Below are 24,611 nucleotides of genomic sequence, written 5' to 3'. Positions count from 1 at the left end.
CGGAGCCAGCGAGATGTCCGAGGAGCAGCGCAACGAGCCGCCGCGCGAGGAAAAGGGTGATGCCGGCGCCACCGGCGAAGCCGGCGAGGCCGGTAAGAGCGGCGAGACCGGCAAGACCGGCAAGACCGGCGCCACCGGCGAAGCCGCCAGGATCCGCGATACCAGGACCCAAGCCGAGACCGTCGGCGCCGGCTCCGGCGACGCCGGCGCGACCGGGGTGACCGGCACGACCAGGGAGGCCGGCCACGACATCATCGGCGAAGGCGCCCCCCGCTACGGCGACGTGGCCGAAGAGGTCCCCCCGGCCGGCTCGGAGCAGTCCTGGAGCGCCGCGCCGCATCCCGGTTACGTCGCCGACCCGAAGGCCGGCTACTCCGGCAGGCGCGTGGCGGCCGGCACCCTGATCGGCCTGCTGGTGCTGGCGTTCGGCGTGTTCGCCGGGGTGCGCCTGCTGGCCAGCCGCTCGTCCAACGGCAACGGCCCCGCGCCGTGGACCGCCGCCGTCCAGCAGCACGGCGCCGTGGTCGGCGGCATCAACGCGCAGAACGCCGACTCGGCTCCGCAGGTCGTGCTCCCGGCCGCCGTCCCCTACGGGGGCAACCCGGGGAACCTCGACGCCATCAACAAGGCGACGGCCGCCTGCCAGGGCGTCATCGGCAACCCCGGCCAGCTCACCACCAAGACCGGCGCCACCGGCACGCTCGGCAACTGGTCCGCCCACGCCACGCCGACCGTCCAGTCCCTCCGGGCCGCCTCGGCCAAGTTCGGCGTCGCCCTGGCGACCAAGGACGCCGCGCAGATCGCGGCCTCGACCAACGACATGTGCGCGGTTCTCGCCCAGGTCGACAGCGTGCCCGGGGTGCCGGACGCGGCCGCGGCGCAGGCGTGGTCCTCCGCCGCCACCTTCTACGCCGAGGCGGCGGCCAACGCGATCAAGGGCGTCAGCGGCGACCCGGAGGCGCTCCAGACCGCGGCGGCCGACGTGCGCAACGCCGACGCGCAGCTGGACGCGCTGTCGGCACGGGTCGCCGCCGCGACCACCTGAGCTGCGGCTTTCCCGGCCTCTGACCAGCCTCTGACAGCCTCTGACAGCCGCTGACCGCCCCGCGGCAGCGGCTGTCAGCCGCTGTCAGCCGCTGTCAGCGGCTGTCAGCGGCTGTCAGTGCCATGTGCGCGCCTTATCAGCGCCGCCCCCGATGCTCGTCTCAGAACGAACGACGAGAAGAGGGGAAGCGGGTCGATGACCACCTACGCGATCGAGGCCGAGGGCCTGCAGAAGTCCTTCGGCGAGACCAAGGCGCTCCAGGGCGTCGACCTGTTCGCCGAGCCCGGCACCGTGCACGCGGTGCTGGGGCCGAACGGCGCGGGCAAGACCACCAGCGTCCGGATCCTGGCCACGCTGATCAGGGCCGACGCCGGCTCCGCCCGGATCGGCGGCTACGACATCGTCAAGCAGGCCGAGCAGGTGCGCGCCACCATCGGCCTCACCGGCCAGTACGCGTCGGTCGACGAGGACCTGACCGGCATGGAGAACATGGAGCTGATCGGCCGGCTGCTGGACCTGTCCAAGCGGGACGCCCGGGCCCGCGCCGTCGAGCTGCTGGAGTGGTTCGACCTCACCGACGCCGCGAAGCGCCCGGCCAAGACCTACTCCGGCGGCATGCGCCGGCGCCTGGACCTGGCCGCCTCGCTGGTCGGCCGGCCCTCGGTGATCTTCCTGGACGAGCCCACGACCGGCCTGGACCCGGCCAAGCGCGAGGACATGTGGGGCGTGGTGCGGCGGCTGGTCGGGGAGGGGTCGACCGTGCTGCTCACCACGCAGTACCTGGAGGAGGCCGACGCGCTGGCCGACGAGGTCACCGTGATCGACCGCGGCCGGGTGATCGCGCACGACACCCCGCTGGGCCTCAAACGCGTGGTCGGCGGGCAGACGCTGACCGTGCAGCCGTCCGACCCGGCCCGGCTGGCCGAGGCCGCCGCGCTGCTGCAGCAGGTGTCCGGCAGCAAGGTCGAGTCGCCGCGCCAGGGCGTGGTGGCGGTGCCGGTGAAGAGCGACAGCGCGCTGACCGAGACAGTGGCCCGGCTGCACGCCGCCGGGATCGGCGTGCACGAGCTGTCGCTGCACCTGCCCAGCCTGGACGAGGTGTTCTTCACGCTCGTCGGGCGGCGGGCCGGGGACGACACGGCGCCGGTCGGCGGTGCCCGTGACGCGGAGGGCCCGGGTGACACCGATGACGCCGACCGCGACGCGGCTCCGTCCGCGCCGGTCGCCGTATGAGCCGCGAGCCCTGAGTTCTGAGTTCTGAGTTCTGAGTTCTGAGTTCTGAGTTCTGAGTTCTGAGTTCTGAGCCCTGAGCCCGGCTCGTCCGCCGTCCGCCACCCGGCAGAGACCTTCAGAGACCTTCCAGAGGGGAACCCACCATGACCACCGTGACCGCCGTCGTGAACCCGGCCGCCGGCCAGGCCGGCACCGCCAAGCCGTTCAAGCTGATCCGCCACAGCGCCGCCCTGGCCAAGCGCAGCCTGCTCAAGACCCTGCGCACGCCCGAGGCCCTGATCGACGTCACGCTCCAGCCGGTGATCTTCCTGCTGCTGTTCACCTACGTCTTCGGCGGCGCGATCGCCGGGTCGCAGAGCGTCTACCTGCAATACCTGCTGCCCGGCATCCTGGCGCAGACCATCGCGATGAGCGCCACGGCGATCGGCGTGAACATGAACACCGACATCTCCAAGGGCGTGTTCGACCGCTTCCGCTCCCTGCCCATCGCCCGGTCGGCACCGCTGGTCGGGGCCGTCCTGGCGGACTTCGTCCGCTACGCGCTGGTCGCCGTCATCACCCTGACCGTCGGCTACGCCATGGGCTTCCGCATCCACACCGACCCGCTGCAGGCCGGCGCCGCGCTGCTCGTTGCCGCCACCTTCGCGCTCGCCCTGAGCTGGGTGTCCGTGTTCATCGGGATGCTGGCCCGCACGCCGGGCGCGGTGCAGGGCTTCATGATCCTGCTGGTGCTGCCGCTGAGCTTCGGCTCCAACACCTTCGTGCAGACCGACACCCTGCCGGGCTGGATGCAGGGGTTCGTGAACGTCAACCCGATCACGCACCTCGCCGGGCTGTCCCGCAGCCTGTTCCTCGGCGGGCCGGTGACCAGCCATCTGCTGTGGACCTGCGGCTGGATCGTCGGCCTGACCGCGGTGTTCATGCCGCTGGCGCTGCGGGCCTACGGCCGCAAGGTGTGAGCCGGCAGCTTGCCGAGGTCGTCCGCGGCCAGGCCCACGGTGTGCGCGAGGAGAAGCTGGTTCTCCTCGCGCACACCGTTCTTGCCCTTCGCGTACCAGGACTCGTATTCGGGAAGGGCTTCGAGCTCGGCGACGAGGGCCTGCCGGTCCACGTCGCTGCGGTCGACCGCGCCGAGCATCTCCTCGGCGATGCCGAGACACCGCACGGCCAGCTCGGCGTCCCCGGTGACCAGGGCGTAGCGGGCCACGCCGATCGTGACGCGGGACGCGATCGGCATGTCGCGGGCGACCGCGGCGTACTGCAGGGCGTTCCCCAGGGCCAGGCGGGCCGCGTCCGGCTCGCCGTCGTCCAGGTGCAGCATCGCGCGATGTCCCTCGCGGATCGCCAGCAGCTGCGGCGGGCCGTTCCAGTCGTCGGCGAACTCGGACTCGGCCTGGCGCAGGTAGTACCAGGCCTGCTCCCGGTCACCGAGCTGGCGGTGGTAGTCGAGCAGGCCGACCAGCGCCACGAAGGCGGTCATCAGCGACCCGGTCCGGCGCCCGGCGTCCAGCACCTGCTCCAGCAGCTCCAGCGCGGCCTCGTGCCGGCCCAGCCGGTGCAGCAGATGGGCCCGGCCGATCTGGATCTGCGCGGCGTCGGTGAACGCGTTGATCTCCCGGATCAGCTCCAGGGCCTCGTCCTGCAGCGCCAGCGCGGTCTGGTCGTCGCCCTCGGTGACGGACAGCGCGGCCAGGGCGTTCAGGCACGCCGACAGGCCCCAGCGGTCGCCCACTTCGGCGAAGGCATCCCGGGCCTTCACCATGTCGGCGCGCACCTCGTCCCGGCGCCCGGCGTTCTCCGCCGACATGCCGCGCATCAAGTGCAGCATCGCGCCCACCCAGGGGTCCGGGTGGCCCGCGTTCTCGGCCACCACCGCCGCCAGCCGCTCCGGGTCGTCGGCCATCATCGGCCCGATCGCCGCGGCCAGCGCCAGCAGCGGGTGCTCCCGGGTCGGCACCGCCGCGAGGACCTCGGCGACCCGCTGCTCCAGCTGCGGCAGCTCGGTCCAGCGGTTCTCCTCGAACATCGAGGTGACCATCTCCAGCACGGTCACGATCGCGTGCTGCTCCACCGGGGAGGGTCCGGGCACCGCCAACGCCACCCGCATCCAGACCTTGCCCTCGTGGTTCTGGTCGCCCAGGGTCCAGTACCAGGTCATCGAGGCGGCGATGCGCACGGCGGTGTCGGCGTCCTCGTCGGCGGCGGCGAACCGCAGCGCGGCGAGGATGTTGTCGCGCTCGGCGTTCAGGCGCTTGAGCCACGTCATCTGCCCGGCCCGCCGCAGGTTCGGCTCGGCGGCCTCCACCAGGTCGCGGAAGAGGGCGGCGTGCGCGCGCCGCACGTCGGCCAGCCGCCCCGCCTCGTTCAGCCGGTCGGCGCCGTACTCCCGCAGCGTCTCCAGCATCCGGAAGCGGGGCTCCTGGCCCGCATCGGTCGGCACGGCCTGCAGCAGCGACTTGTCGACGAGGGCGGAGAGCAGGTCGAAGGCGGTGTCCGAATCCAGGCCCGGGGTGACCGCGGCGGCCGCCTCGGCGGTGACGCCGCCGGGGAAGACGGCCAGGCGCTCGGCCAGGTCGCGCTCGTCGTCGGAGAGCAGTTCCCAGCTCCACGCCACGACGGCGCGCAGCGTCTGGTGGCGCGGCATCGCGGTGCGGCTGCCGCCGGTCAGCAGGCGGAAGCGGTCGCCGAGACGCCCGGCGATCTGGTGCAGCGGCAGGGTGCGCAGCCGGGCCGCGGCGAGCTCGATGGCGAGTGGGAGACCGTCGAGGCTGCGGCAGATGCGGACGACGTCGGGGAGGGTGTCGGAGGTGACGGCGAAGTCCGGGTCGACGGCGGCGGCGCGGTCGGCGAACAGGCGGACGGCCGGGTAGGCGAGGAGGGCGCCGGGGATGTCGTCGCGGAGGGCGTCCACACTGTCAGAACGCTGATTCGTGCGGCCGCCCGGCGCGGGCGACTCGCGCTCCGGCAGCGAGACCACGGAGGCGGACTCGCTGATCCGCTGATGGAAGGGATCGGACGCGTCGGCGTCCGGAAGCGCCAGCGGCGGCACCGGGAAGATGCTCTCGCCGTCGATGACCAGCGGCTCGCGGCTGGTGGCGAGGACGCGGAGCCCGGGCGCGTGCCCGAGCAGCGTCTCGGCGAGGTCCGCCGCGGCCCCCACGAGGTGTTCGCAGTTGTCGAGGATCACCAGGATGCGCTTCTCGGCGAGGGCCTCGATGAGATGGCCGACCGCGCCCCCGCGCATCATGGCCGCGGCGGCGGCCGGGCTGCTGTTGGTGCTGATGACGCGGGTCTCGCGCGGACCGAGCGCGGACAGGACGGCCTGCGGGACTTCGCCGGGATCGGTGACCGGGGCGAGCTCGACGAGCCACGCGCCGTCCGGGAAGCGCTCGATCGCCCGCTGCGCCGCCTCGCCGGCGAGCCGCGTCTTGCCGGCCCCGCCGGGTCCGACGAGGGTGACCAGGCGTGAGGCGTCCAGCAGCTTGCCGATGCGCGTGAGCTCCTCGTCGCGGCCGACGAAGCTGGTGAGGCGGGCCTTGAGGTTGGTGCGCGGCGTCTGGTCCGCGGTGGGAGGCGTGAGGGCCGGGTCGCTGCGGAGCACGGCCAGGTGGACCTCGGCGAGCTCCTTCGAGGGATCGATGCCGAGCTGGTCGGCGAGCGCCCGGCGCACGTTCTCGTAGACGGCGAGCGCCTCGGCCTGGCGCCCGACCGCGTACAGGGCTTTGACATGCAGCGCGGCGATGTTCTCCCGCAGCGGGTGCTCGGCCCCGAGGGCTTCGAGCTCGGCGAGGGCCTCCGCGGAGTGGCCGAGCCGGAGCTCGGCGTCGAGACGGTCGATGAGCGCGGCGAGGCGCAGCTCGTCGAGGCGCGCGGCGGGAGCGGTGGCGAAGGGCGCGTCGGCGACGTCGGCCAGGGCGGGGCCCCGCCAGAGCGCGAGGGCGTCCCGCAGGGTCTGGCGGGCGGCGGACGGGTCGTCCGCCCGCAGGGCCTCGCGCCCGGAGCGGAAGAGGCTCTCGAAGCGGATGGCGTCGACGGACTCCGGCGCGATGGCGAGCCGGTAGCCGCCACCGGGCGTCGAGGCGAGAAGCGCCGGATCGCCGAGCGACTTGCGCACGCGGGAGATGAGGGACTGGAGCGCGTTCGCAGCCCCGTCGGGCGGCTCGTCGGCCCAGAGCGCGTCGATGAGAGCCGAGGAGGTGACCGCACGGCCCGGATCGAGGGCGAGACGCGTGATGAGGGTGCGGAGGCGCGCGCCGCCGAGGGAGACCGGAGCACCGTCGACGCGTACTTCGAGGGGTCCCAGGATGGAGACGGTCAACGGCACGGGTCCAGTCTGGCACGGAGGGTGGACGGTGTGCCCGATCGTCAACCTAGCGTTTGCTTGGTTTGGTTGGTAGCGTGCGGGCGTGGCGCTGACCGTGGATCTGGATGGGTGCGTGGCTCTGGTCACCGGCGGAGGCCGGGGCGTGGGGCTCGGCATCGCGCGGCGGCTGGCGGTGGCGGGGGCCCGGGTCGTCAGCTGTGGGCGGGGCGAGGCGGGCGCCGTGCTCGAGGGAGTGGAGCACCGCCTCGCCGACGTGCGGGACGCGGAGCAGGTGCGCGCCCTGGTCGAGGACATCGTCGGCGATCACGGTCGCCTGGACCTCGTCGTCAACAACGCGGGCGGCTCGCCGTACGCGTTGGCCGACGAGGCCGGCCCACGGTTCTCGGCCGCGATCGTCGGCCTGAACCTGCTCGCACCCCTGGCCGTCGCCCAAGCGGCGAACCGGGTGATGCGGCGGCAAGCGCACGGCGGCCACATCATCAACATCTCCAGCGAGAGCGGCCGGCGCGCCAGCCCCGGCACCGCCGCCTACGGCGCCGCGAAGGCGGGCCTTGAGAACCTCACGCGCACGCTCGCGGTCGAGTGGGCACCGAAGGTGCGTGTCAACGCGATCACGGTCGGACCGGTGCGGACCGAGCAGGCTGCTTTGCACTATGGAGACGAAGAAGGCGTCGCCGCCGTGGCGCGGACCATCGCCCTCGGGCGGTTGGCCGAGCCCGAAGACGTCGGGGACATGTGTGTCCTGTTGGCGTCCCCGTTCGCCGCGTACGTCAACGGGGCCGCGATACTGCTGGACGGCGGCGGGACGCGACCGGCGTTCCTCGACGCCGCCAACGCCGACCATTCCTGAATCCTTAAGGGTGAGGAGCCACCATGCCAGGGATCTGCGACGGCCGCGTAGCCGTGGTCACCGGCGCCGGCCGGGGCCTGGGACGCGCCCACGCCCTCGAGTTCGCCCGCCAGGGGGCGAAGGTCGTCGTCAACGACCTCGGCGTGGGCCTGGACGGCCGCGACGGCGACGACGGACCCGCGCAGCAGGTGGTCTCCGAGATCATCGCGGCCGGAGGCGAAGCCGTCGCCGACCTTCACGACATCGCCACCTGGGACGGCGCCGCCGCGCTGGTACAGACGGCCCTTGAAGCGTTCGGCAAACTCGACGTCCTGGTCAACAACGCGGGCTTCCTCCGGGACCGCATGCTCGTCAACCTCTCCGAGCAGGACTGGGACGACGTCATCCGCGTCCACCTGAAAGGCCACTTCCTGACCCTCCGCCACGCCGGCGCGCACTGGCGCGACCAGTACAAGCTCGGCAACCTGAACGACGCCCGCGTCATCAACACCAGCTCCGGCGCGGGACTGCTCGGCTCGGTCGGCCAGGGCAACTACGCGGCGGCGAAAGCCGGCATCGCGGCCCTGACCATCCAGGCGGCGGCGGAGCTGGGACGGTACGGCGTCACGGTCAACGCGATCGCCCCGGCCGCCCGCACCCGCATGACCGAGGGCACCTTCAGCGAGATGATGGCCCGCCCGGACGGCGGCTTCGACGCCATGGCGCCGGAGAACGTGTCACCGCTGGTGGTCTGGCTCGGGTCCGACCGCTCACGGGCTGTGTCGGGGCGGATGTTCGAGGTGGAGGGCGGGAAGATCGGCGTGGCCGACGGCTGGCAGCACGGGCCGACGGTCGACAAGGGCGCCCGATGGGCCGCGGAGGAGCTGGACGTGGTGGTGGCCGGGCTGATCGACCGGGCGCCGGTTCCGGGCGCGGTCTACGGGGCCTAGCGGCCCCCGTGGGATAGCCTCGCCTGTCGAACCAGCAGCGGACGAACCTGAACGGAGCGGTGAGCATGGGGCAGGTGGCGGTGCGGGGTGGCCGGTGGGCGGTGCTGGCCTTGGCCGGGGCGCTGGCGGTGGGGGGTTGCTCCTCCTCGGGGTCGTCGAAGACCTCGGCTTCCGGGAAGAGCTGGTCCAAGGAACCGGCGATGAGCATCGACACCGGAAAGAAGTACACGATGACGATCCACACGGATCAGGGCGACATCGTCATCGCGATGGACGCGGCGAAGACGCCGCACACGGTCAACTCGATGAACTTCCTCGCGAGCCAGCACTTCTATGACGGGAGCTTCTGCCACCGGCTGTCCACGACGCCGAGTCTGCAGATGCTCCAGTGCGGTGACCCGACCGCTGGGGCCACTCCCAAGCGTTCGGACGGCGGCAACGGTCCCGGCTACACGTTCCAGGACGAGAACCTGTCCGGGGCCACGTATCCGGACGGCACGGTCGCGATGGCGAACGCGGGTGCCAACACCAACGGGTCGCAGTTCTTCCTGGTGTTCGGCGACAGTCAGCTGCCGCCGTCCTACACGCCCTTCGGCACCATCACCGCCGGGCACGAGATCCTGATCCACGTCGCCTCGGGCGGCGTCGCCAGTCCGGGACCGGACGGTACCGGGCGTCCCACCATCCCGGTGCAGATCAAGTCGGTGACCGTCAGCCCCTCCTGAGCGGTTTCTCCCTTGGTGTAACCCGCTCGGCAGTCGGTCGGTGTCTGGGGTGGTACAGGACACCGACCGTGAGGGGCGGGGATGGAAGGGACAGTCGCCCAGAGGCGATTGCGAATGCGGGGCGGGGGATCGGCGCCGAAAGCCGTTCAGGAGGACTCGTTCCGGGAGTTCGTCGAAGCGTCGTGGCATCGGTTGCTGCGGACTGCCTATCTGCTCACCGGAGATCACGGTGCGGCGGAGGACCTGGTGCAGACCGCCCTGATGCGCTCCTACAAACACTGGGGGCGGATCGAGCGGGACGACGCGCCGGAGGTCTATGTGCGGCGGGTCATGGTCAACGCCAACATCACCGCCTGGCGCCGGCGCCGGGTGGTGGAACACTTCGTCGCGGAGCCGCCGGAACGGGGCGGCGGCCCCGATCACCAGGAGGCGCACGCTCTGCGGGACGAGCTGTGGCGCACCGTGCGCGCGATGCCGCCGCGGATGCGGACGGTGTTCGTCCTGCGCTACTTCGAGGACATGTCCGAGGCCGAGGTCGCCGCGGTGATGGGCTGCGCGGTGGGATCGGTGAAGAGCCAGATCTCGCGAGGGCTGGCGAAGCTCAGAACCGAACTGCGGGTCGAGGGGGTGCGCGGTGCGTGAGGACGAGTTCAAGAACGAGTTCGAGGATGAGTTCCGGGCGATGTTCGCTGAGCGCTCGGAGGACGTGCGGGTGACGACCTCCCCGTACCGCGCGGTGCGGCAGCGGATCCTGGCGGCGCGGCGGAGGAGGCGGCAGCGGATCGGGGGCGCGGGTGCCGCGCTGGCGGTGGCGGCGGTCGGGATCGGTGTGTGGGGGATGGTCTCGGGCGGGCCCCAGGGCGCCGGTCCGGTGACTCCCGGGGCGACCACCAGCAGCCCCGGTGCGACCCCTGCCAAGGCGTCAGGATCTCCGCTGTTCGTCTATGACGATGGGGTGACCGAGCTGCCCGCCGGGCCTCTTCGCGATGCCGCTGAGTCGTATCTGGACGCGCGATACCAGGGAGACCTGTCGGGCCTCACCGCGGTGACGACGTTCGACAAGGCCATGCAGACGGCTGCCGGGAAGGCCACGTCGCCGAACGACATCGGCCTGGCCGCGATGGACCCCAAGACCGGTTATGTCAAGGCTCTGCGGGGTGCGTGGGACCGGCCGGTGGAAGTCGACGACACCATCAAGGCCGTCACCCTGGCCGCCGCGTTCCAGACCGGTCACTACACGCCGCAGACGACGGAGCCGCTGACCACGGACCGGCATCCGCTCTACTGGCCGGCCAACTCGGCGACGCCGCTCACGTATGTGGACGACCGCACCCACAAGAAGTACAACTGGCCGCCGGAGAACAACACCGGGCGGGTCTCGGGCGACTCGGAGGTGACCCTGCTGCAGGCCGCCGTCGACCAGGCGAACGCGCCGTTCGCGGCGCTGGAGCTGGCCGCGGACGTGACGCCGGCGAAGGTCCGGGACATGGCGGTCGCGCTGGGCATGCCGAGCGACACGCCGGATCTCTCGGGCGTCCCGGCGCTGACGCTGGGGACGCCCATGGCGTCCCCGCTGACCATGACGACCGTCTACGGCGTCTTCGCCGCCGGCGGCGTGCGCCACGACCCGGTCATGGTCTCGGTGGTGCGCGATGGGAGCGGCACCGAGCTGTGGAAGCCGGAGACCGCGGGGCACAGGGTGTTGTCGCAAGACACCGCGGATGAGATCACCACGGTCCTGCACGAGGTTCTGACCAAGGGCCCGACGGCGGGCGACGCTGATGTGCGGGCTCTCGGGGCCCGGGGGATGGCGGGAATGCCGGGGAACTCCTCGTTCAACCATGCGGCCTGGTTCGACGGCTACAGCCCGGATCTCGTCACGGCGGTGTCCCTCTCCCACGTCACCCCCGACGGACTCCTGCAGCCGCTGGTCGGCGGGCCGAACGGAGGAATGGTCTTCGGCGGTCCCGCCGCCGGTCCGATCTGGGCCGCGTTCACCAAGCAGGCCGTTCTCCCGTCACACTGACCGGATCCGGTCACGTGTCGGGGCCTCCGCTACTGCAGGGCGACCCGGCGGGCCAGGCCCAGCGGCAGGCCTCCGGACCCGGCGATCGTGTCGTGGAACTGCTTCAGCGTGCCCTTGCCCTGAGCCAGGTACTCCGCGCGGATCGCCTCGATCTCCAGGCAGCCCGTCAGATACGACGGCGCCTGCGTGGGCCACGCGCAGTACCGGTTGACCTCGCCCTTGGCGGTTTCGGGGGTCAGCGACGCCTTGGACGCCATGAACGCCTCCGCCTCCTCGACCGTCATCTCACCGGTGTGCAGCGCGGTGTCGACCACGATGCGCGCGGCGCGGAAGATGCGGGCATCCAGATGGCCGAGTTCGTGGCGCGGGTCGGCGAAGTAGCCCTGCTCGCGCATCGCGGTCTCGATGTAGAGGCCCCAGCCCTCGATGAAGTAGGGGGTGGTGAACATGCTGCGGACCAGACGGCCCTGCTCGGCCAGCCAGGACAGGTGCCAGTGATGGCCGGGGTAGGCCTCGTGGACCGCGATCGTCGGCATCGAGACGCGGGCGTTGGTCTTCAGACGGCCCAGCACGGCCTCCGGGGAGGAGCCGGTCGGGGTGAAGGGGACGTTGAACACGCCGACGCGGGACGGGGTCAGCGCCGGCGGGCGGCTGTAGGAGGCCACCGACAGGACCGCGCGCAGGAACTCCGGGCCGGGCTGCACGAGGCACTCCTCGCCGGGGGCGAAGGACACCAGGTCGGCCTCGCGCGTGAACCGGCGGGCCCGCTCGGTCTCGGCGATGTACTCGGCGAGCATCGCCTCCTCGGTCGGGGGGACGTCCTCGCACAGCATCTCCATCGTGGAGCGCCAGTCCGTGGAGCCGCCGGGGATGCGCGCGGCCAGCTCCCGCATCTCCGCGTCCAGGCCGTCCCACGCGGCCCGGCCGCGACGGTGCAGCTCGGCCGTGTCGTAGCCGAGCATCTCGACGTCCTGCAGCAGCCGCGAGTAGGTCTGCTCGCCGAGGCGCCAGTCGCCTTCGCAGCGCTCGGCGAAGTCCTCCAGGAAGACGGTCAGCTCATCGAACGCGACGGCGGCCGGCTCCACCGCGTCGGCCAGCCGGGCCCGGAGCGTCTCGTCCTCGACCATCCCCGGCAGCGCGGAGGTGAAGAACGCGCGGCCGGTGCGGACCTGTCCCAGCGCCCGGTCGACCAGCAGCCGGGGCGCGATGCCCGGGTCCAGGTTGGCGCGGCACGCCGCCAGGGTGTCCGGCACCAGCTTCAGCTTCGCCAGCGACTCCTCGACCAGGCGCTCCTCCGACCGGGTGCGCTGCTGGAAGGGCAGGTAGAACGCGTACAGCGCGGCGCCCACGTAGTCCGCGGGGTCCCGGCGCCAGACCTGCCGCTCGGCCATGACGCCGACCCGGCGCAGCTGGGCCCGGACCAGGTCGCGGTCGACGCCGTCCTCGAAGTCGCCCTCGACGTCGGCCAGCGCGTCCAGGGCGGCCAGGCGCTCGGCGGCCTGGGCGGCGCGCCGTTCGTAGCCCTCCGCGGTGAGGTCGCCGAGGCTCGTCGTATGGGCCGGGTCTTCGGAGCCCATGATGGTCGCCGGCACCGGGTTCGCGTCCAGGTACCAGGCGACCGCCTCGGCGACCGCGTCGGCCACCGGGTTCTGGGAGGAGTCTGCAGACGTCATGGGCCGACGTTAGCGCTCCCCGGCCGGGGAGCGGGTGGAAGATCACCCTGTCCGCACCCTCGCCCGACCCTCGTCCGCGGTCCAGACCTGTGCGGTTGCGGAGCCCCGGCCGCGCCGGGGCTCCGTCCGGGCGGTCAGAACGAGGCGTTCACGACCCAGTGGTCGAGCAGGGTGTGGTCGCCGAGGACCTCGATCTCCTTGGACCGCGGCGTGCGCCGGCCCCAGACGAACAGGTACAGCTCGCCGACCGGGCCGCGGACCGCCGCCGCGCCCTTGGCGTGGGTGCGGCGCCACCGGAAGCCGCCGGGCTCCAGGGTGATCAGCCATTCCGCGCCCGGGCCGTCCAGGAGCGGGCCGGTGCCGGTGCCGGAGTCGGTGGCGTGCAGGTGCAGCGTCTCGCCGTCCCCGGTCAGGGCCCTGACTCGGGGCGCGAACGCCGCGGCCGAGGGCAGCACGGTCAGGAACTCGTCGATCCCGTCCACGGCCACCGCCGGGTCGTACTGCGGCGTGCGGCCCAGTGCCAGCTCGATGTCGCCGCGGTGCACGGCGGTCTCGTGCAGCATCCGCCGGGCCCAGGACCCGGCGGTCGGCACCGGGCCCCAGGACCACACCGGCTTGTCGGCGCCGGCCGCGCCGACCTCGCGGGCCAGGTCCGCGGCGCCGGCCCGGATCCAGTCCGGGTAGCCGTCGTAGGACGCCGGGAAGCCCAGGTCCAGCGCGCGCGGGTCCTCGCGCAGGCCGGAGCGCACCATGGCGGCGGCCCAGCGGTGGGCGGTGCCGATGTGGCGCGCGACCTTGCGCACGGTCCAGCCCGGGCAGGTGGGGACCTCCAGGTCCCAGTCGTCGGGGCCGAGCCCGGCCAGCAGCGCCGCCGCGCGCTCGGCCTCGGCGGTGAGGAGTTCCGTGTGGACGAGGTGCGGGTTGGCCGTCTCGCTCATCATCGGCTTTTGCCTTCCATCGGTGGTCTCGGGCACCGCCGGACGCGCGGTTTTCGCGGGCGCGCGTGAGGGACGGCGGTGTGAGGGGACGAGTCATCGGTGGTGAACGGATATGGAATTGGTCGTGGACGCGGGTGCGCCCAGGAGGAACATTGGCCCACCGCGCGGCGGGCCGCCACCCCCGGACGTGTGATCATCGTCTCGCCGCCGCCGCGGTTCCCGACCACCTTCCCCCTCAGCCGCGTGCCCACACCTGTCCGGCGCCCACCCGTCGCCCGGCCACCGCTCCTGCTGGAGGCGCTTCCCGCGACAGATCGACGGCGCCGGAGCACAGAGTTTCCGCCGGATCGCCGAGGTGCGGAACAATCGGGCGGAGGCACCGGGCGCAGCGCTTGGGGCAACCGGTCGTCGGAGGGCGCGCGCGTGAACGTGGCATGGAGCTTGGCGGCGGCCTTCGTCAGCGCGCTGGCCTACGGGGCGGCGACGGTGCTGCAGGCCATCGGGGCGGGGCGCACCAAGGACACCGCCGGTGCCGGCGTGGACCCGCGGCTGCTGTTCAGGGTGCTGTCGCAGCTGCCGTTCGTGCTCGGGCTCGGGCTGGACGTCATCGGCCTGGGGGCGAACCTGGTGGCGCTGGAGCAGCTGCCGCTGTTCGCGGTGCAGGCGATCATCAACTGCTCGCTGGCGGTCACCGCGCTGCTCGCGGTGCCGCTGCTGCACGCGCACCTGCGCCGCACCGACTGGATCGCGGTCGGCGCCGTGGTCGCGGGCCTGGTGCTGGTCGGGCTCTCGGCCGGCAAGGAGGGGCCGGTGCACACCAGCCGTGGCCTGCACTGGGGGGTGCTGGCGGCGGTGCTGCTGCTCATCGCCGCGTCGCTGGTGGTGATCTGGAAGCTCGGCGGCAACTCGGTGGTGCTCGGCGGGTTCGCCGGCTCGCTGTTCGGCGCCTTCGCGATCTGCGTCCGGATCCTGCCGGACCTGGACCCGCTGGAACTGATCACGGACCCGGCCTTCTACGCCGGCCTGGCCGCCTCCGTCACCGGGTTCCTGTTCTTCACCACGGCCCTGCAGCGCGGCTCGGTGACGCTGGCCACCGCGATGCTGGTGGTGGGCGAGACCGGCCTGCCGGCGCTGCTCGGGGTCACGATGTTCCACGACCACACCCGGCCCGGCTTCGTGCCGGTCGCGGTGGTCGGGTTCCTGTGCGCGGTCGGGGGAGCGGTGATGCTCTCCCGGTTCGGGGAGGCTCAGGGAGCCGGGGAGGCGGTCTCCGCGGGACCGTCGGCGGCCAGCTGACGCGTCACGCGGTCGACCTCGTGCTCGACCGTCTCCTCGAACACCGCCACCGCGTGGTGGACGTCGTCGACGATGTCGGTGTCCGCACCTGACGCCGCCTTGCGCTTCTTGAGGACGAACAGGGTCAGCCCGCCGACCACCGCCAGGCCCAGCAGCACCCAGCTGACCAGGGAGGCGTAGTGCTCGATCTTGTGCCAGGCGTTCCCGGCGGCGTAGCCGAGCAGGGTGAAGCCGGCCGCCCACACGATGCCGCCGAGCGCGTTCCAGAACAGGAACTTCCGGTACGGCACCCGGGACACACCGCACAGCCCCGGCACCAGCGCGCGCAGCGCCGCCGCGAACCGGCCGGTGAACACCGCCTTGCCGCCGAGCTTGTTGATCAGGTCCTTGCCCTGCTGGATGTGCTCGGGCTTGACGAACCGGGCGGGCAGCTTGGTCAGCAGGCCGTCGCCCCACTTCTTGCCGACCTCGTACCCCACGCTGTCGCCGATGATCGCGCCGGCGATCGCCACGAACATGGCCACGAACAGGTTGACCTTGCCGTTGAAGGCCAGGAAGCCGCCGACCACCACGGCGATCTCGCCCGGGACCAGGAAACCCAGGAAGACCGAGGCCTCCAGGGCCGGCAGCAGAAACACCAGCGCCAGCGCCGCCGGGCCGGGCAGTTTCTGCAGCGTGTCCGCGATCCAGGTAAGAATTCCTCCCATAGGAGAAGAGCTTAGGCGGTCCGGCGTCCGGAGGAGCCGCCCGAAGGTCGGGGATCCAGGTCATCCCCTGGTATGACCGCCGGGGACGGCCGCTCACGCGGCGGAGGGCACGCGGGTCCAGGCCCGCACGATGTCGCGGACCGAGATCATCCCGACGACCTCGTCGGCGTCCAGGACGATCAGGTGCCGGAAGCCGCCGCGGGTCATCGCCTCCGCGGCCTGCTCGAGGGTCCAGGACGGTGTGGCGAACACGACGTCGTGGGTCAGGTGGGACTCGACGGGTTCGGTGTCGGCGTCCAGGCCGCCGCCGATGGCGTGCAGGATGTCCCGCTCGGTGATGATGCCGATGCCGAAGGTCTCCGGGTTGTGCACCACGGCGCTGCCGACGCCGCGCTGCGTCATCAGCCGCGCCGCCTGGCGGAGGGTGTGGCGGGGGCCGATCAACAGGATCTCCGTGGACATGGCCTCGTGGACGTGGTACGTGGGGGTGGCGGACATGGCAGCTCCCTGATGTCTTCGCCGGGGGTGAGGGGAGGGAGAGGCTGGCCGGACCTCTCTTTCACAAGTTCACATGCGAGGAACCCGTTGGCAAGCCGAACCCGGGAGATCTTTTGGAAGCGCCAGGATGCGCAAGGGGGGCGGCCCAGGGCGGATCCGCGGCCCAGGAGGCCGGATCGGCCGCCCGACCAGGGGGGGAGACCGTCGTCGTGTACCTCGGGGCGGGAACCTCCTGCCGACTGCCGACTGCCGACTGCCGACTGCCGACTGCCGACTGCCGACTGCGGACTGCCGACCGCCGACCCGGCGCCTGGAGCGTCTCGCCGGGGAGCCGCGGCGAACGATCACGGCACCGGTCAGCCGTCCAGTTGCTGTCCGCCGACGTAGAACAGCAGTTCCTCGTGCAGCAGGCCGTTCGACACCGCCGCCGAGCCGCCGAAGACGCCGGGCGCGCCGTCCACCGAGGTGAACATCCCGCCGGCCTCGGTGACGATCACCGCCAGCGCCGCCATGTCCCACAGCGACAGCTCCGGCTCGGCCGCCATGTCCACCGCGCCCTCGGCGACCAGCATGTGCGACCAGAAGTCGCCGTAGGCCCGGGTCCGCCAGCAGGCCCGCGACAAGTCCAGGAAGGCCTCCAGCTTCCCGTACTCCTCCCAGGAGACCACCGACGAGTAGGCCAGCGAGGCGTCCGCGACCGTCGCCACCTTCGACACCTGGCAGCGCTGCGCCGAGGCCAGGGACCGCCCGGTGAACGCGCCGCCGCCCTTGGCCGCCCACCACCGCCGCCCCAGCGCCGGCGCCGACACCACCCCGGCCACCACCTCCTCGCCGTCCATCAGGCCGATGAGCGTGGCCCACACCGGGACGCCGCGGACGTAGTTCTTGGTGCCGTCGATCGGGTCGATGATCCACTTGCGGCCGGTGGCGCCGGCCGCGGTCTCGCCGAACTCCTCGCCGAGCATCGCGTCCCGCGGCCGGGCCCGGGACAGCGCCGAGCGGATCGCCTCCTCGGCCGCCTTGTCGGCGTCGGAGACCGGGGTCATGTCGGGCTTGGACTCCACCCTCAGGTCCCGGGCCTTGAACCGGCCCATGGTGATGGCGTCGGCGGAGTCGGCGAGGACGTGGGCCAGCCGGAGATCGTCGTCGAAGGCGGTCATGGGTCACACGATAGGGCGAATCCGCGACTCGCAGCGGCGCTCCGCCGCCGGGGGTTCCCCGCCGCTCACTAGGCTGGCCGTATCTTCCGACGAACACCCCCATTCCGCCCCACGCCGCCGCGACGCCCGGTTGTCCCGTCGCCGCGGCGCGTCCGCGCGTGGCTGGGATTCGGCTCCGCCGCCGGCGGTGCCGGCGTCCCCGCCGACCGGCTGCCCCCGGACCTGCTGGAGCCGATCGTCGAACCGCGCTTCGGCATCGACGGCTGGAGCTACGCCGGCACGGTCCTCGAAGAGTGCTTCGAAGCCGGGATCGAGGCCGAACTCGCTCAGGCGGTCCACATGATCTGCGGGGGCCTGGCCACCGCCTGGAACTACCGGCGGGCGGCCCAGCTGCTGGAGGGCCAGAAAGCTTACGCGCAGGCCTACGCGGTGGTGGAGGCGTGGGCGGCGGAAGGTCCCGACCCCGACCCCGGCCTGGCGAAGTGGCGGACCCGGCTGGCCGCGGCGGTCCTGGCCCACGGCGGCGGACCGCCCTGACCCGTCCTCGGGGGACCCCGTCCCGGAGTCGTCCCGGAGTCGTCCCGACGCGGTCCCGGAGCCCGTCCCGGGAACCTCGAACAACAGAGCTTGACAGCGCCGCGCGCCGTGTCAAGCTAACGGCATGGGTTCCGCACGCGAAGCACTGCTCGACGCCGCCTACGAGGCCATCGTCGCGGGCGACTGGACGGGTGCGCGCATGGCCGACCTGGCCGCGCGTGCCGGCGTATCGCGCCAGACCCTCTACAACGAGTTCGGCAACCGCGACCAGCTCGTCGCCGCCCTGGTCCTGCGCGAGGCCGAGCGGTTCCGGGCGCTGACCGGCCAGGCCGCCCGCGAGGCCCCCGGCGACGTGGGCGACGCCACCGCCGCCGCCGTCACCGCGGCCCTCACCGCCGCCCTGGACAACCCCCTGATCAAGGCCACCCTCACCGACGACACCTCCGGCCTGCTGCCCTACCTGACCACGCGCTCGGCGGCGATCATGGACGTCTTCCGCGAGGACTCCATCGCGATCTTCACCGAGCGCTGGCCGGAGCCGGCCGAGCACCCCGAGGTCCGCGCGGAGGTGGGCTGGATCAGCGAGACCGCGTTCCGCCTGGTGATCAGCCACCTGATCGTGGCCACCGAGCCGGTGGAGACCACCTCCCGCCACATCGCCGAGGTGGTGCGCCGACTGATGCGGGACCTGACGACGACCTAGAACGGAAGGTGCCCCGTGTCCACCCACGACCTCTACACCCTGCCGGCCGAGCACGAGACCTGGGACGTGGCCAACACCGGCTACAGCCGCTTCAGCTGGGAGTACGACGAAGGCCGCGACCGCCTCCTGAACCTCTACCAGAAGGGGAAGGACAAGCAGTGGGACCAGGTCACCCGCATCGACTGGTCCATCCCGGTGGACCCGAACGACGTCCTGGGCTTCCCGCACGAGATGTCCCCGCTGTTCGGCACCGAGGTCTGGGACAGGATGACCCCCGACCAGCACGACGAACTCGGCCGCCACCAGGTCGCCTGGCAGTTCTCCAACTTCCTCCACGGGGAACAAGGCGCCATGATCTGCTCGGCCCGCATCGTGGAGTCGGTCCCCGACCTCGACGCCAAGTTCTACGCCGCCACGCAGACCATGGACGAGGCCCGCCACGCCGAGGTCTACAGCCGCTTCCTCCGCGAGAAGGTCGGTCTCTTCTACCCGATCAACGGCCAGCTCAAGGCCCTTCTCGACGACACCCTCTCGGACTCCCGGTGGGACATGCCCTATCTCGGGATGCAGGTCCTGATCGAAGGCCTGGCCCTGGCCGCCTTCGGCGTCATGCGCGACCTCACCACCATGCCCCTGCCCAAGCAGATCCTCGCCTACGTGATGCAGGACGAGGCCCGCCACGTGGCCTTCGGCCGTCTGGCGCTCCGCGACTACTACAAGGAGCTCACCCAGGCCGAACGCGACGAACGTGAGGAGTTCGTGGTCGAGGGCTGCTACCTGATGCGCGACCGCATCAACGGCGGCGAGGTCTACGAACGGCTCGGCCTGCCCGTCCAGCGCTGCCTGGAGCTCAACGAGCAGTCCGACTACTACACGACGTTCCGCAACCTCCTCTTCACCCGCATCGTCCCCACCGTCAAGGACATCGGCCTGTGGGGTCCCCGCGTTCGCAAGGCCTACGCCGACATGGGCGTCCTCGACCACGCCGCCGCCGACGTCGAAGACCTGATGAAGGCCGACGAGGACCTGGCCGAACGCCTCGATCGCGAGAAGCGTTTCGCCGCTGAGGAGGCAGCCCGGGCCGCGGACGTGGCGGCGGTGATCGAGTCGGCCGAGGGATGAATCGCCTTACGTTTGAACGCAAAGGCCGGTGCCGTACGTTTAGGTGCGACCCACAGGCGTCAGACGGAGGCATCGGTGACCTACAAGATCTTCGACCTGCCCAGCCACGTCCTGGTGATCCACCTGGTCGTGGTGGGCATTCCGGTGGCGGCGCTCGCCACGGTCGCCATGGCCGTGCGGCCACAGTGGCGCACCGGCAAGATCGGTCTGGTCATCATCGGCGTGGATGCCCTGGCGGTGGTCGGAACCTGGATCGCCCGCATCACCGGCCTGGAGTTCCTCAAGAACGCCCCCGGCCTTCAGACCCTGCGTCCCGTCGTCGACCACAAGAACCTCGGCCTGACCCTGATCTGGTACATGATCGGCCTGCTGGTGGCCGCCATCCTCCTGGTCCTCGCCGAGAAGTACGAGCGCCCGCCGCTGACGACGATATTCGCGATCATCGCCGCCGTCGTCGCGGTGGCCGCGGTGGTGCAGACCGTGCGGGTGGGCGACGCCGGCGCGCGGGCGACGTGGTCGGGGTATATCAGGTAGACGCCTCAGTGCCCGAGCCGTCGCGCCCAGAACTCCGCCTGGGCGTCGGCGGTGTCGTTGAAGAACTCCAGGATCTCCTGGGAGGAGAAGGGCCCCGGCCGAACCGGCTCCCGCTCCGGTAGCTCCGGCACCCCCGGAATCTGCTTCGCGGGGCACACTCCGGCCGGCTCCAGCACCTCGACGCCGCGTCCCAGCAGCCGCATGTCCGCTACGAAACACGTCACGGCGCCGTCGGCGTCACGGCCGATCCACATCGGGTACGAACCGTCGCCCTTGCCGCCGGCGTAGGTCAACAGCTCCGCGCCGGCCTCACCCCGGGGGATCGTCGCCTCGGCCTGCTCGGCGTCGTCCGCGTCCTGATACGCCGCCAGCGCCGCCGTGGCCCCCGCGTCCAGGAACGCGGCCGTCCCTGAGTCCACTGTGAACCCGAAGTACTCCGACGCCCCCAGCAGCCGCGGATCCTGTCCCGGCCGCAGCGCCAGCTCCCACGTCACGGTCGGCGCCTCGCTGATCCTCAACCGCGCGGCGGCCACCGTCTCCCGGCCCTGTTCCCGGCCTCGTCCCTCCGACCGCACCCCGGCCGTCTCCACCACATAGATCCCCGGGGGAACTGTGACCGTGTAGGGCGCCGTCGCCAGTTCCCCCTCCAACTCCACCGTCGCCGGGTCGGCGGCGACCACCCGCCCCGTGGTCAGCCGCAGCCGGCCCACCATGCGAGGTGCCCCGACCTCAAAAACCTCACCGTTTCCGCTCCGGATCCGCGCCCCCGTTATGAACAACGCCTCCAGCGCGATCGGCCGCGCCGCCTCCGGGGCGCTCCACAACGGCCGGAACCGTCCCGTCGCCTCCACCTCCGGATCCGGTGCCGTCACGAACTCCAGCGGCTCGAACGCCCCCAACAGCCACCCGTCCACCGGCCACACGCCGAACTCCAGCGGCGGGATCCGGTGCAACGGCCCGGGCAGGTTGGCGTACGCCGTGAAGTGCCCGCGCCGCGCATCGTCCAGCGCGGTCCGTACGGGGTCCTCCGGCCAGAAGCGGAACGTGATCCTCAGGTCGGCCCCGAACTCCGGCTCGTCGTCGTCGGCGTGCCGCCACGCCTTCAACTCCCGCAGCATCAGGTGGTCGCCCAGGTCCCGGTACGAGAACTTCAGGGCCCGCCGCCCGGCGAGGTCGAACCCGAACACCCCGACGTATCCGGCGGCGGTGTCCACCTGCACCAGCGCGCGGGCCTCGGCGTCGACGCTGAGCAGCACCGCGTACCGCTGCCCAGCGTCGTGCCGCTCCCGCGCGGTCCGCTCCTTCAACGGCCGGAACGCGGCCCGCGCCGCGGCATCCCAGCCCTCGCAGTACGCGACCTCGACGCGCGTCGGTTCCATCGTCCCGTCCCGTCCTGGTCGTCACCCCGCCGTGCCGCTACAAGCCCCGATATCGGGCCGCTGACCCGCACGCGGCCGGCTTCCCTTAATCCGCAGCCTTGCGCAGAGCCCCCACCAGAAGCGACAAGTCCGTCGGTCCACTGTCGGCGTCCCTGCGCTGCCGGGCGACCCGCACCGGCTCTCCGAGCTCGTGCCAGTCCTGGATCCGCACCGTGGGCCGGCTCGACGGCGTCGCCGACGAAGCCATCGGCACGCCGATCCCCGCCGCCTGGAACGGCACCACGGCCCCGCTCGGCAGCTTCGCCTGAGCCCGTCCCGGCAGGTCCGGTCCGCCGGGCGCCGACGTCGGCGCCGCCCCGGCACCCAGGATCAGGCGCAGGGCCTCCGGGTTCGACGTCCGCATCGCCACGCGCAGATCCGCGGCCAGGCACACCGGCGTGCTCAGCGCCGTGACGAACGCCCGGTCGCCCGTGGCGTTCCCCGGCGCGCCGTACCCCGCGTTCTCGATCAGCGAGGCACCCAGCACTATCCGCAGCCCGAACCGCCGCCCGCGCTCGGCCAGGGCGACCAGCGCCTCTACGAACGCGGGATGCTCCGCCGCCAGCGCCGTCAGGTTGTCCACGGCCAGGAGCAGCCGCGGCGGGGCCTTGCGGGCCCCGGTGCCGACCAGCGTCACGGCGCTCCCGACGCCGCCGGCGCCGGCGGGGCCGCCGACCGCCTCCGCCCCGGAGCCCGGAACCGGCCCCGCGTCCTCGTCCGGCGGCCACTCCCGCTGGTCCAGTTCGTACTCCAGGCGCCTTATCAACCGCTCCAGGGACTCGTCCCCGACCGCCGAAGCATCCACGTACTCGAACACGTGCGGCAGGTCCTCGCACGCCGCCAGCGGCTTGCCCGGCCCCGCCGACACCAGCGCCACGTCCAACGTGTCCGGATGGTTCGTCGCCGCCTGTCCGGCCACCACCGACCGCACCAGCTCCGACACCCCCGACCCGGAGTCGCCCGCGATCAGCAGGTGCGACGGCTCCACCGCCAGCGGCCCGTCCGCCGCGCGTCCCAGCGCCACCCGCGGCGTCGCCGGCTGCGCCTCCCACCGCGCCGCCAGCTTCGCAGGCGTCAGCAGCTCCAACCCGAGCAGCTCCAGCAGCCGCACCTGCTCCGGCAGCGCCGAGGCCGGCGAGATCCGCTGGATCCGCGTCTGCTCCTCCGGGGACGTCGGCGTGTCGCGGCTGTCCCGCAGCGGCGCCAGCGCCCGCGCGAAGCGGTCCGCCCACGCGATCGACACCATGTCCGCCACCGCGCCCTCGATCGGCGCCTCGTGCGGTGTGTCCACCCGCAGCCGGGAGTTCACCTCGCCGCCCAGCGTGACCATCGCGCGGGTCTCCGTCGGCAGCTCCGAGGCGCGGTCGGCCAGGCACAGGGTGAACACCCCGGCGGCCGGACCGTCGGCCAGCACCTCGGCCAGCTCCGGCGACCCGGCCAGCGGGCCGATCGGGTCCACGACCACCACCACCGCGCGGCCGGAGTCCGGCGGCGGCGTCACGCCCCGCACCGGCGGCGGCGCCTGCCCGCGCCGGGTGCGGATCCGCGTCACCAGCTCGGCCAGCCGCGCCAGCGCCTGGTCCTGGCCCAGCCCCAGCAGCCGCGTGCAGTCCTGGCCGTCCTCCGGCATCAGGTGCGGCAGCCAGCGGGTCCAGCGCCAGTGCTCCTCGCCGGCGTGCGGCGCGGCCGACGCGTCGGCCACCACCTCCGGCGCCAGCAGCACGATCTCCACGTACTTGGGGCTGTGCGCCCCCGCCACCTGCGCCACCGCGAAGCGCGCCAGCCGCGCCAGCTCCGGACGCGGTCCGACCAGGCCGACCACGCCGCACGAGGCCAGGTCCACGGTCACCGGCACGGTCGGCACCCGCGGCTGCACCGCCTTGCCGCCGACCACCGTGACGTTCGACGGCAGGGCCGCGGTGCCCAGCCGCAGCCGCAGGAAGTCCGGCTCCCCGGGGCGCCGCTCCCACAGCCGCGCGTCCGGACGCACCGCGGACACCAGCAGCGTCGCCGGGTCCGGAGCCGCCTCGCGGCGGATCCGTGCCTCGGTCGTCAGCGCCCCCGCGATCCGGCGGTCCGCCTCCGCGCGGGCACGCTCGTACTGCTCCATGGCCGTCCGGCGCATTGCGGGACGGCCCTTCTCCGGAGGGCGCGGCGGGAGGTCGATCCGCACCTGCGGCGGGTCCACCTGGCCGCGGCCCCAGCCGACCCGGCCGACCGCCACGTGCCCGGCGCCGTCCGGATGGACCGGCAACTCCGGTACGCCGCCCGCTTCCACCGACAGAGCTATAGAGGATTCCCCTACCCGCAACAGGGAGCCCGGCCGCATCTCCACCGGCGCCCCGCCGACCTGGGCACCGTCCAGCGTCATGCCGTTCGTGGAACCAAGGTCCCTGACGAAGACGCGCATGTGGTCGTGCTCATATCTGACCAGCAGCTCCCCGTGGATCCGGGAGATGTCCGGGTCGTCGACCCGGATCTCGGCGTCAGCCCCGCGTCCGATCCGGATGGGGACCTCCGCGCCGCCGTATCCGCCAGCGGCTCCGCCGCGGGCATCGTCCTCGGGAGTGAGAAGGTGGACCCCGCCGGCGTCCGGACCCGACACCACATAGAGGGCCAGACTCCCGAACAGCGTCGCGGGCGTGCCGGGGACGTCCAGCCACAGGCGCGCGCCGTCCACTAGGAACGGCCGGCCCAGCGGTGCGTCGTCGTCCAGCGGGTCCAGTCCGGCGAACAAGCGGCCCGGTGCCGAGACCCCCGCGGCGGTGCGCAACTGCTGCGCTATCGATGACAGGGTGGCGCCCGGCTCGGCGGTCACCAGAACGTCCGCGGATGTCTGGCGGGATCCCTGTGTGCGAGTGACAGTGAGCCGGATCTGCATGGGGTGCATCCT

21 protein-coding genes are annotated in these 24,611 nt (G+C 72.5%); 13 read left to right on the top strand and 8 right to left on the bottom strand.

What is annotated here, in order from left to right; all coding sequences use genetic code 11:
• The first annotated feature begins 13 nt into the window (after positions 1-13).
• The 3 genes from ABD466_RS23910 to ABD466_RS23900 all read left to right on the top strand — a co-directional run bounded on the left by ABD466_RS23910 (position 14) and on the right by ABD466_RS23900 (position 3,237).
• Positions 14-1,045, top strand: coding sequence for a hypothetical protein (locus ABD466_RS23910; protein ID WP_344659383.1), 1,032 nt, complete (start codon positions 14-16; stop codon positions 1,043-1,045).
• 195 nt (positions 1,046-1,240) lie between these two features.
• Positions 1,241-2,278 (top strand): ATP-binding cassette domain-containing protein, encoded by a 1,038-nt coding sequence (locus ABD466_RS23905; RefSeq protein ID WP_344659382.1) that lies wholly within the window; start codon positions 1,241-1,243, stop codon positions 2,276-2,278.
• A 143-nt stretch (positions 2,279-2,421) separates the two neighbouring features.
• Positions 2,422-3,237 (top strand): ABC transporter permease, encoded by an 816-nt coding sequence (locus ABD466_RS23900; RefSeq protein ID WP_344659381.1) that lies wholly within the window; start codon positions 2,422-2,424, stop codon positions 3,235-3,237.
• On the opposite strand, the gene ABD466_RS23895 is transcribed toward ABD466_RS23900, so the two are convergent.
• Positions 3,219-6,602 carry an ATP-binding protein gene (locus ABD466_RS23895; protein WP_344659380.1) on the bottom strand — a complete coding sequence of 1,128 codons (3,384 nt, stop codon included), beginning with the start codon at positions 6,600-6,602 and terminating at the stop codon, positions 3,219-3,221. The two genes, ABD466_RS23900 and ABD466_RS23895, sit on opposite strands and share 19 nt — an antisense overlap.
• 88 nt (positions 6,603-6,690) lie before the next feature.
• Between ABD466_RS23895 and ABD466_RS23890 the strand changes: the two genes are divergently transcribed.
• The 5 genes from ABD466_RS23890 (at position 6,691) to ABD466_RS23870 (ending at position 11,132) form a co-directional block, all read left to right on the top strand.
• On the top strand, positions 6,691-7,452 hold the full coding sequence (locus ABD466_RS23890) for an SDR family oxidoreductase (protein ID WP_344659420.1): 762 nt from the start codon (positions 6,691-6,693) through the stop codon (positions 7,450-7,452).
• A 23-nt stretch (positions 7,453-7,475) separates the two neighbouring features.
• Complete coding sequence (locus tag ABD466_RS23885) at positions 7,476-8,381, top strand: SDR family oxidoreductase (protein WP_344659379.1); 906 nt, start codon at positions 7,476-7,478, stop codon at positions 8,379-8,381.
• A 65-nt stretch (positions 8,382-8,446) separates the two neighbouring features.
• On the top strand, positions 8,447-9,106 hold the full coding sequence (locus ABD466_RS23880) for a peptidylprolyl isomerase (protein WP_344659419.1): 660 nt from the start codon (positions 8,447-8,449) through the stop codon (positions 9,104-9,106).
• Between the two features lie 114 nt (positions 9,107-9,220).
• Positions 9,221-9,748: a SigE family RNA polymerase sigma factor gene (locus tag ABD466_RS23875; RefSeq protein ID WP_344659378.1), complete on the top strand. Its 528-nt coding sequence runs from the start codon at positions 9,221-9,223 to the stop codon at positions 9,746-9,748.
• The gene (locus ABD466_RS23870; RefSeq protein ID WP_344659377.1) at positions 9,741-11,132 is read left to right on the top strand and encodes a penicillin-binding transpeptidase domain-containing protein; all 1,392 of its coding nucleotides are present in this window, start codon (positions 9,741-9,743) and stop codon (positions 11,130-11,132) included. The genes ABD466_RS23875 and ABD466_RS23870 overlap by 8 nt, the downstream gene beginning before the upstream one ends.
• Positions 11,133-11,161: 29 nt before the next feature.
• Here the strand turns inward: ABD466_RS23870 and ABD466_RS23865 are convergent, their stop codons facing one another.
• Both ABD466_RS23865 and ABD466_RS23860 read right to left on the bottom strand, forming a co-directional pair.
• The gene (locus tag ABD466_RS23865; RefSeq protein WP_344659376.1) at positions 11,162-12,805 is read right to left on the bottom strand and encodes a DUF885 domain-containing protein; all 1,644 of its coding nucleotides are present in this window, start codon (positions 12,803-12,805) and stop codon (positions 11,162-11,164) included.
• Between the two features lie 134 nt (positions 12,806-12,939).
• Entirely contained in the window at positions 12,940-13,746 is an 807-nt protein-coding gene (locus ABD466_RS23860; protein WP_344659375.1) for a maleylpyruvate isomerase family mycothiol-dependent enzyme, read from the bottom strand.
• 420 nt (positions 13,747-14,166) lie between these two features.
• On the opposite strand from ABD466_RS23860, the gene ABD466_RS23855 reads away from it, so the two are divergent.
• Positions 14,167-15,039, top strand: coding sequence for a DMT family protein (locus tag ABD466_RS23855; RefSeq protein WP_344659374.1), 873 nt, complete (start codon positions 14,167-14,169; stop codon positions 15,037-15,039).
• Here ABD466_RS23855 and ABD466_RS23850 read toward each other — a convergent pair.
• The 3 genes from ABD466_RS23850 to hisN all read right to left on the bottom strand — a co-directional run bounded on the left by ABD466_RS23850 (position 14,991) and on the right by hisN (position 17,404).
• The gene (locus ABD466_RS23850; RefSeq protein WP_344659373.1) at positions 14,991-15,746 is read right to left on the bottom strand and encodes a DedA family protein; all 756 of its coding nucleotides are present in this window, start codon (positions 15,744-15,746) and stop codon (positions 14,991-14,993) included. The genes ABD466_RS23855 and ABD466_RS23850 overlap by 49 nt on opposite strands.
• A gap of 93 nt (positions 15,747-15,839) precedes the next feature.
• Positions 15,840-16,244, bottom strand: a complete 405-nt coding sequence (locus ABD466_RS23845) for a CBS domain-containing protein (RefSeq protein WP_344659372.1) — start codon at positions 16,242-16,244, stop codon at positions 15,840-15,842.
• A gap of 356 nt (positions 16,245-16,600) precedes the next feature.
• On the bottom strand, positions 16,601-17,404 hold the full coding sequence (gene hisN, locus ABD466_RS23840; RefSeq protein WP_344659371.1) for a histidinol-phosphatase: 804 nt from the start codon (positions 17,402-17,404) through the stop codon (positions 16,601-16,603).
• 339 nt (positions 17,405-17,743) lie between these two features.
• Between hisN and ABD466_RS23835 the strand changes: the two genes are divergently transcribed.
• The 4 genes from ABD466_RS23835 (at position 17,744) to ABD466_RS23820 (ending at position 20,300) form a co-directional block, all read left to right on the top strand.
• Complete coding sequence (locus ABD466_RS23835) at positions 17,744-17,941, top strand: hypothetical protein (protein ID WP_344659370.1); 198 nt, start codon at positions 17,744-17,746, stop codon at positions 17,939-17,941.
• Between the two features lie 124 nt (positions 17,942-18,065).
• Positions 18,066-18,644, top strand: coding sequence for a TetR/AcrR family transcriptional regulator (locus ABD466_RS23830; protein ID WP_344659369.1), 579 nt, complete (start codon positions 18,066-18,068; stop codon positions 18,642-18,644).
• Positions 18,645-18,659: 15 nt separating this feature from the next.
• The gene (locus ABD466_RS23825; protein ID WP_344659368.1) at positions 18,660-19,766 is read left to right on the top strand and encodes a ferritin-like domain-containing protein; all 1,107 of its coding nucleotides are present in this window, start codon (positions 18,660-18,662) and stop codon (positions 19,764-19,766) included.
• 75 nt (positions 19,767-19,841) lie between these two features.
• Positions 19,842-20,300 carry a DUF2231 domain-containing protein gene (locus ABD466_RS23820; protein ID WP_344659367.1) on the top strand — a complete coding sequence of 153 codons (459 nt, stop codon included), beginning with the start codon at positions 19,842-19,844 and terminating at the stop codon, positions 20,298-20,300.
• 5 nt (positions 20,301-20,305) lie between these two features.
• On the opposite strand, the gene ABD466_RS23815 is transcribed toward ABD466_RS23820, so the two are convergent.
• Positions 20,306-21,679 carry a DUF4241 domain-containing protein gene (locus tag ABD466_RS23815; protein WP_344659366.1) on the bottom strand — a complete coding sequence of 458 codons (1,374 nt, stop codon included), beginning with the start codon at positions 21,677-21,679 and terminating at the stop codon, positions 20,306-20,308.
• A gap of 85 nt (positions 21,680-21,764) precedes the next feature.
• Entirely contained in the window at positions 21,765-24,536 is a 2,772-nt protein-coding gene (locus tag ABD466_RS23810; protein WP_344659365.1) for an FHA domain-containing protein, read from the bottom strand.
• Positions 24,537-24,611 lie beyond the last annotated feature (75 nt).

Source organism: Catenulispora subtropica, assembly GCF_039531675.1.
Lineage (GTDB): Bacteria > Actinomycetota > Actinomycetes > Streptomycetales > Catenulisporaceae > Catenulispora > Catenulispora subtropica.
This window is presented reverse-complemented; position numbering and strand designations above follow the sequence as displayed.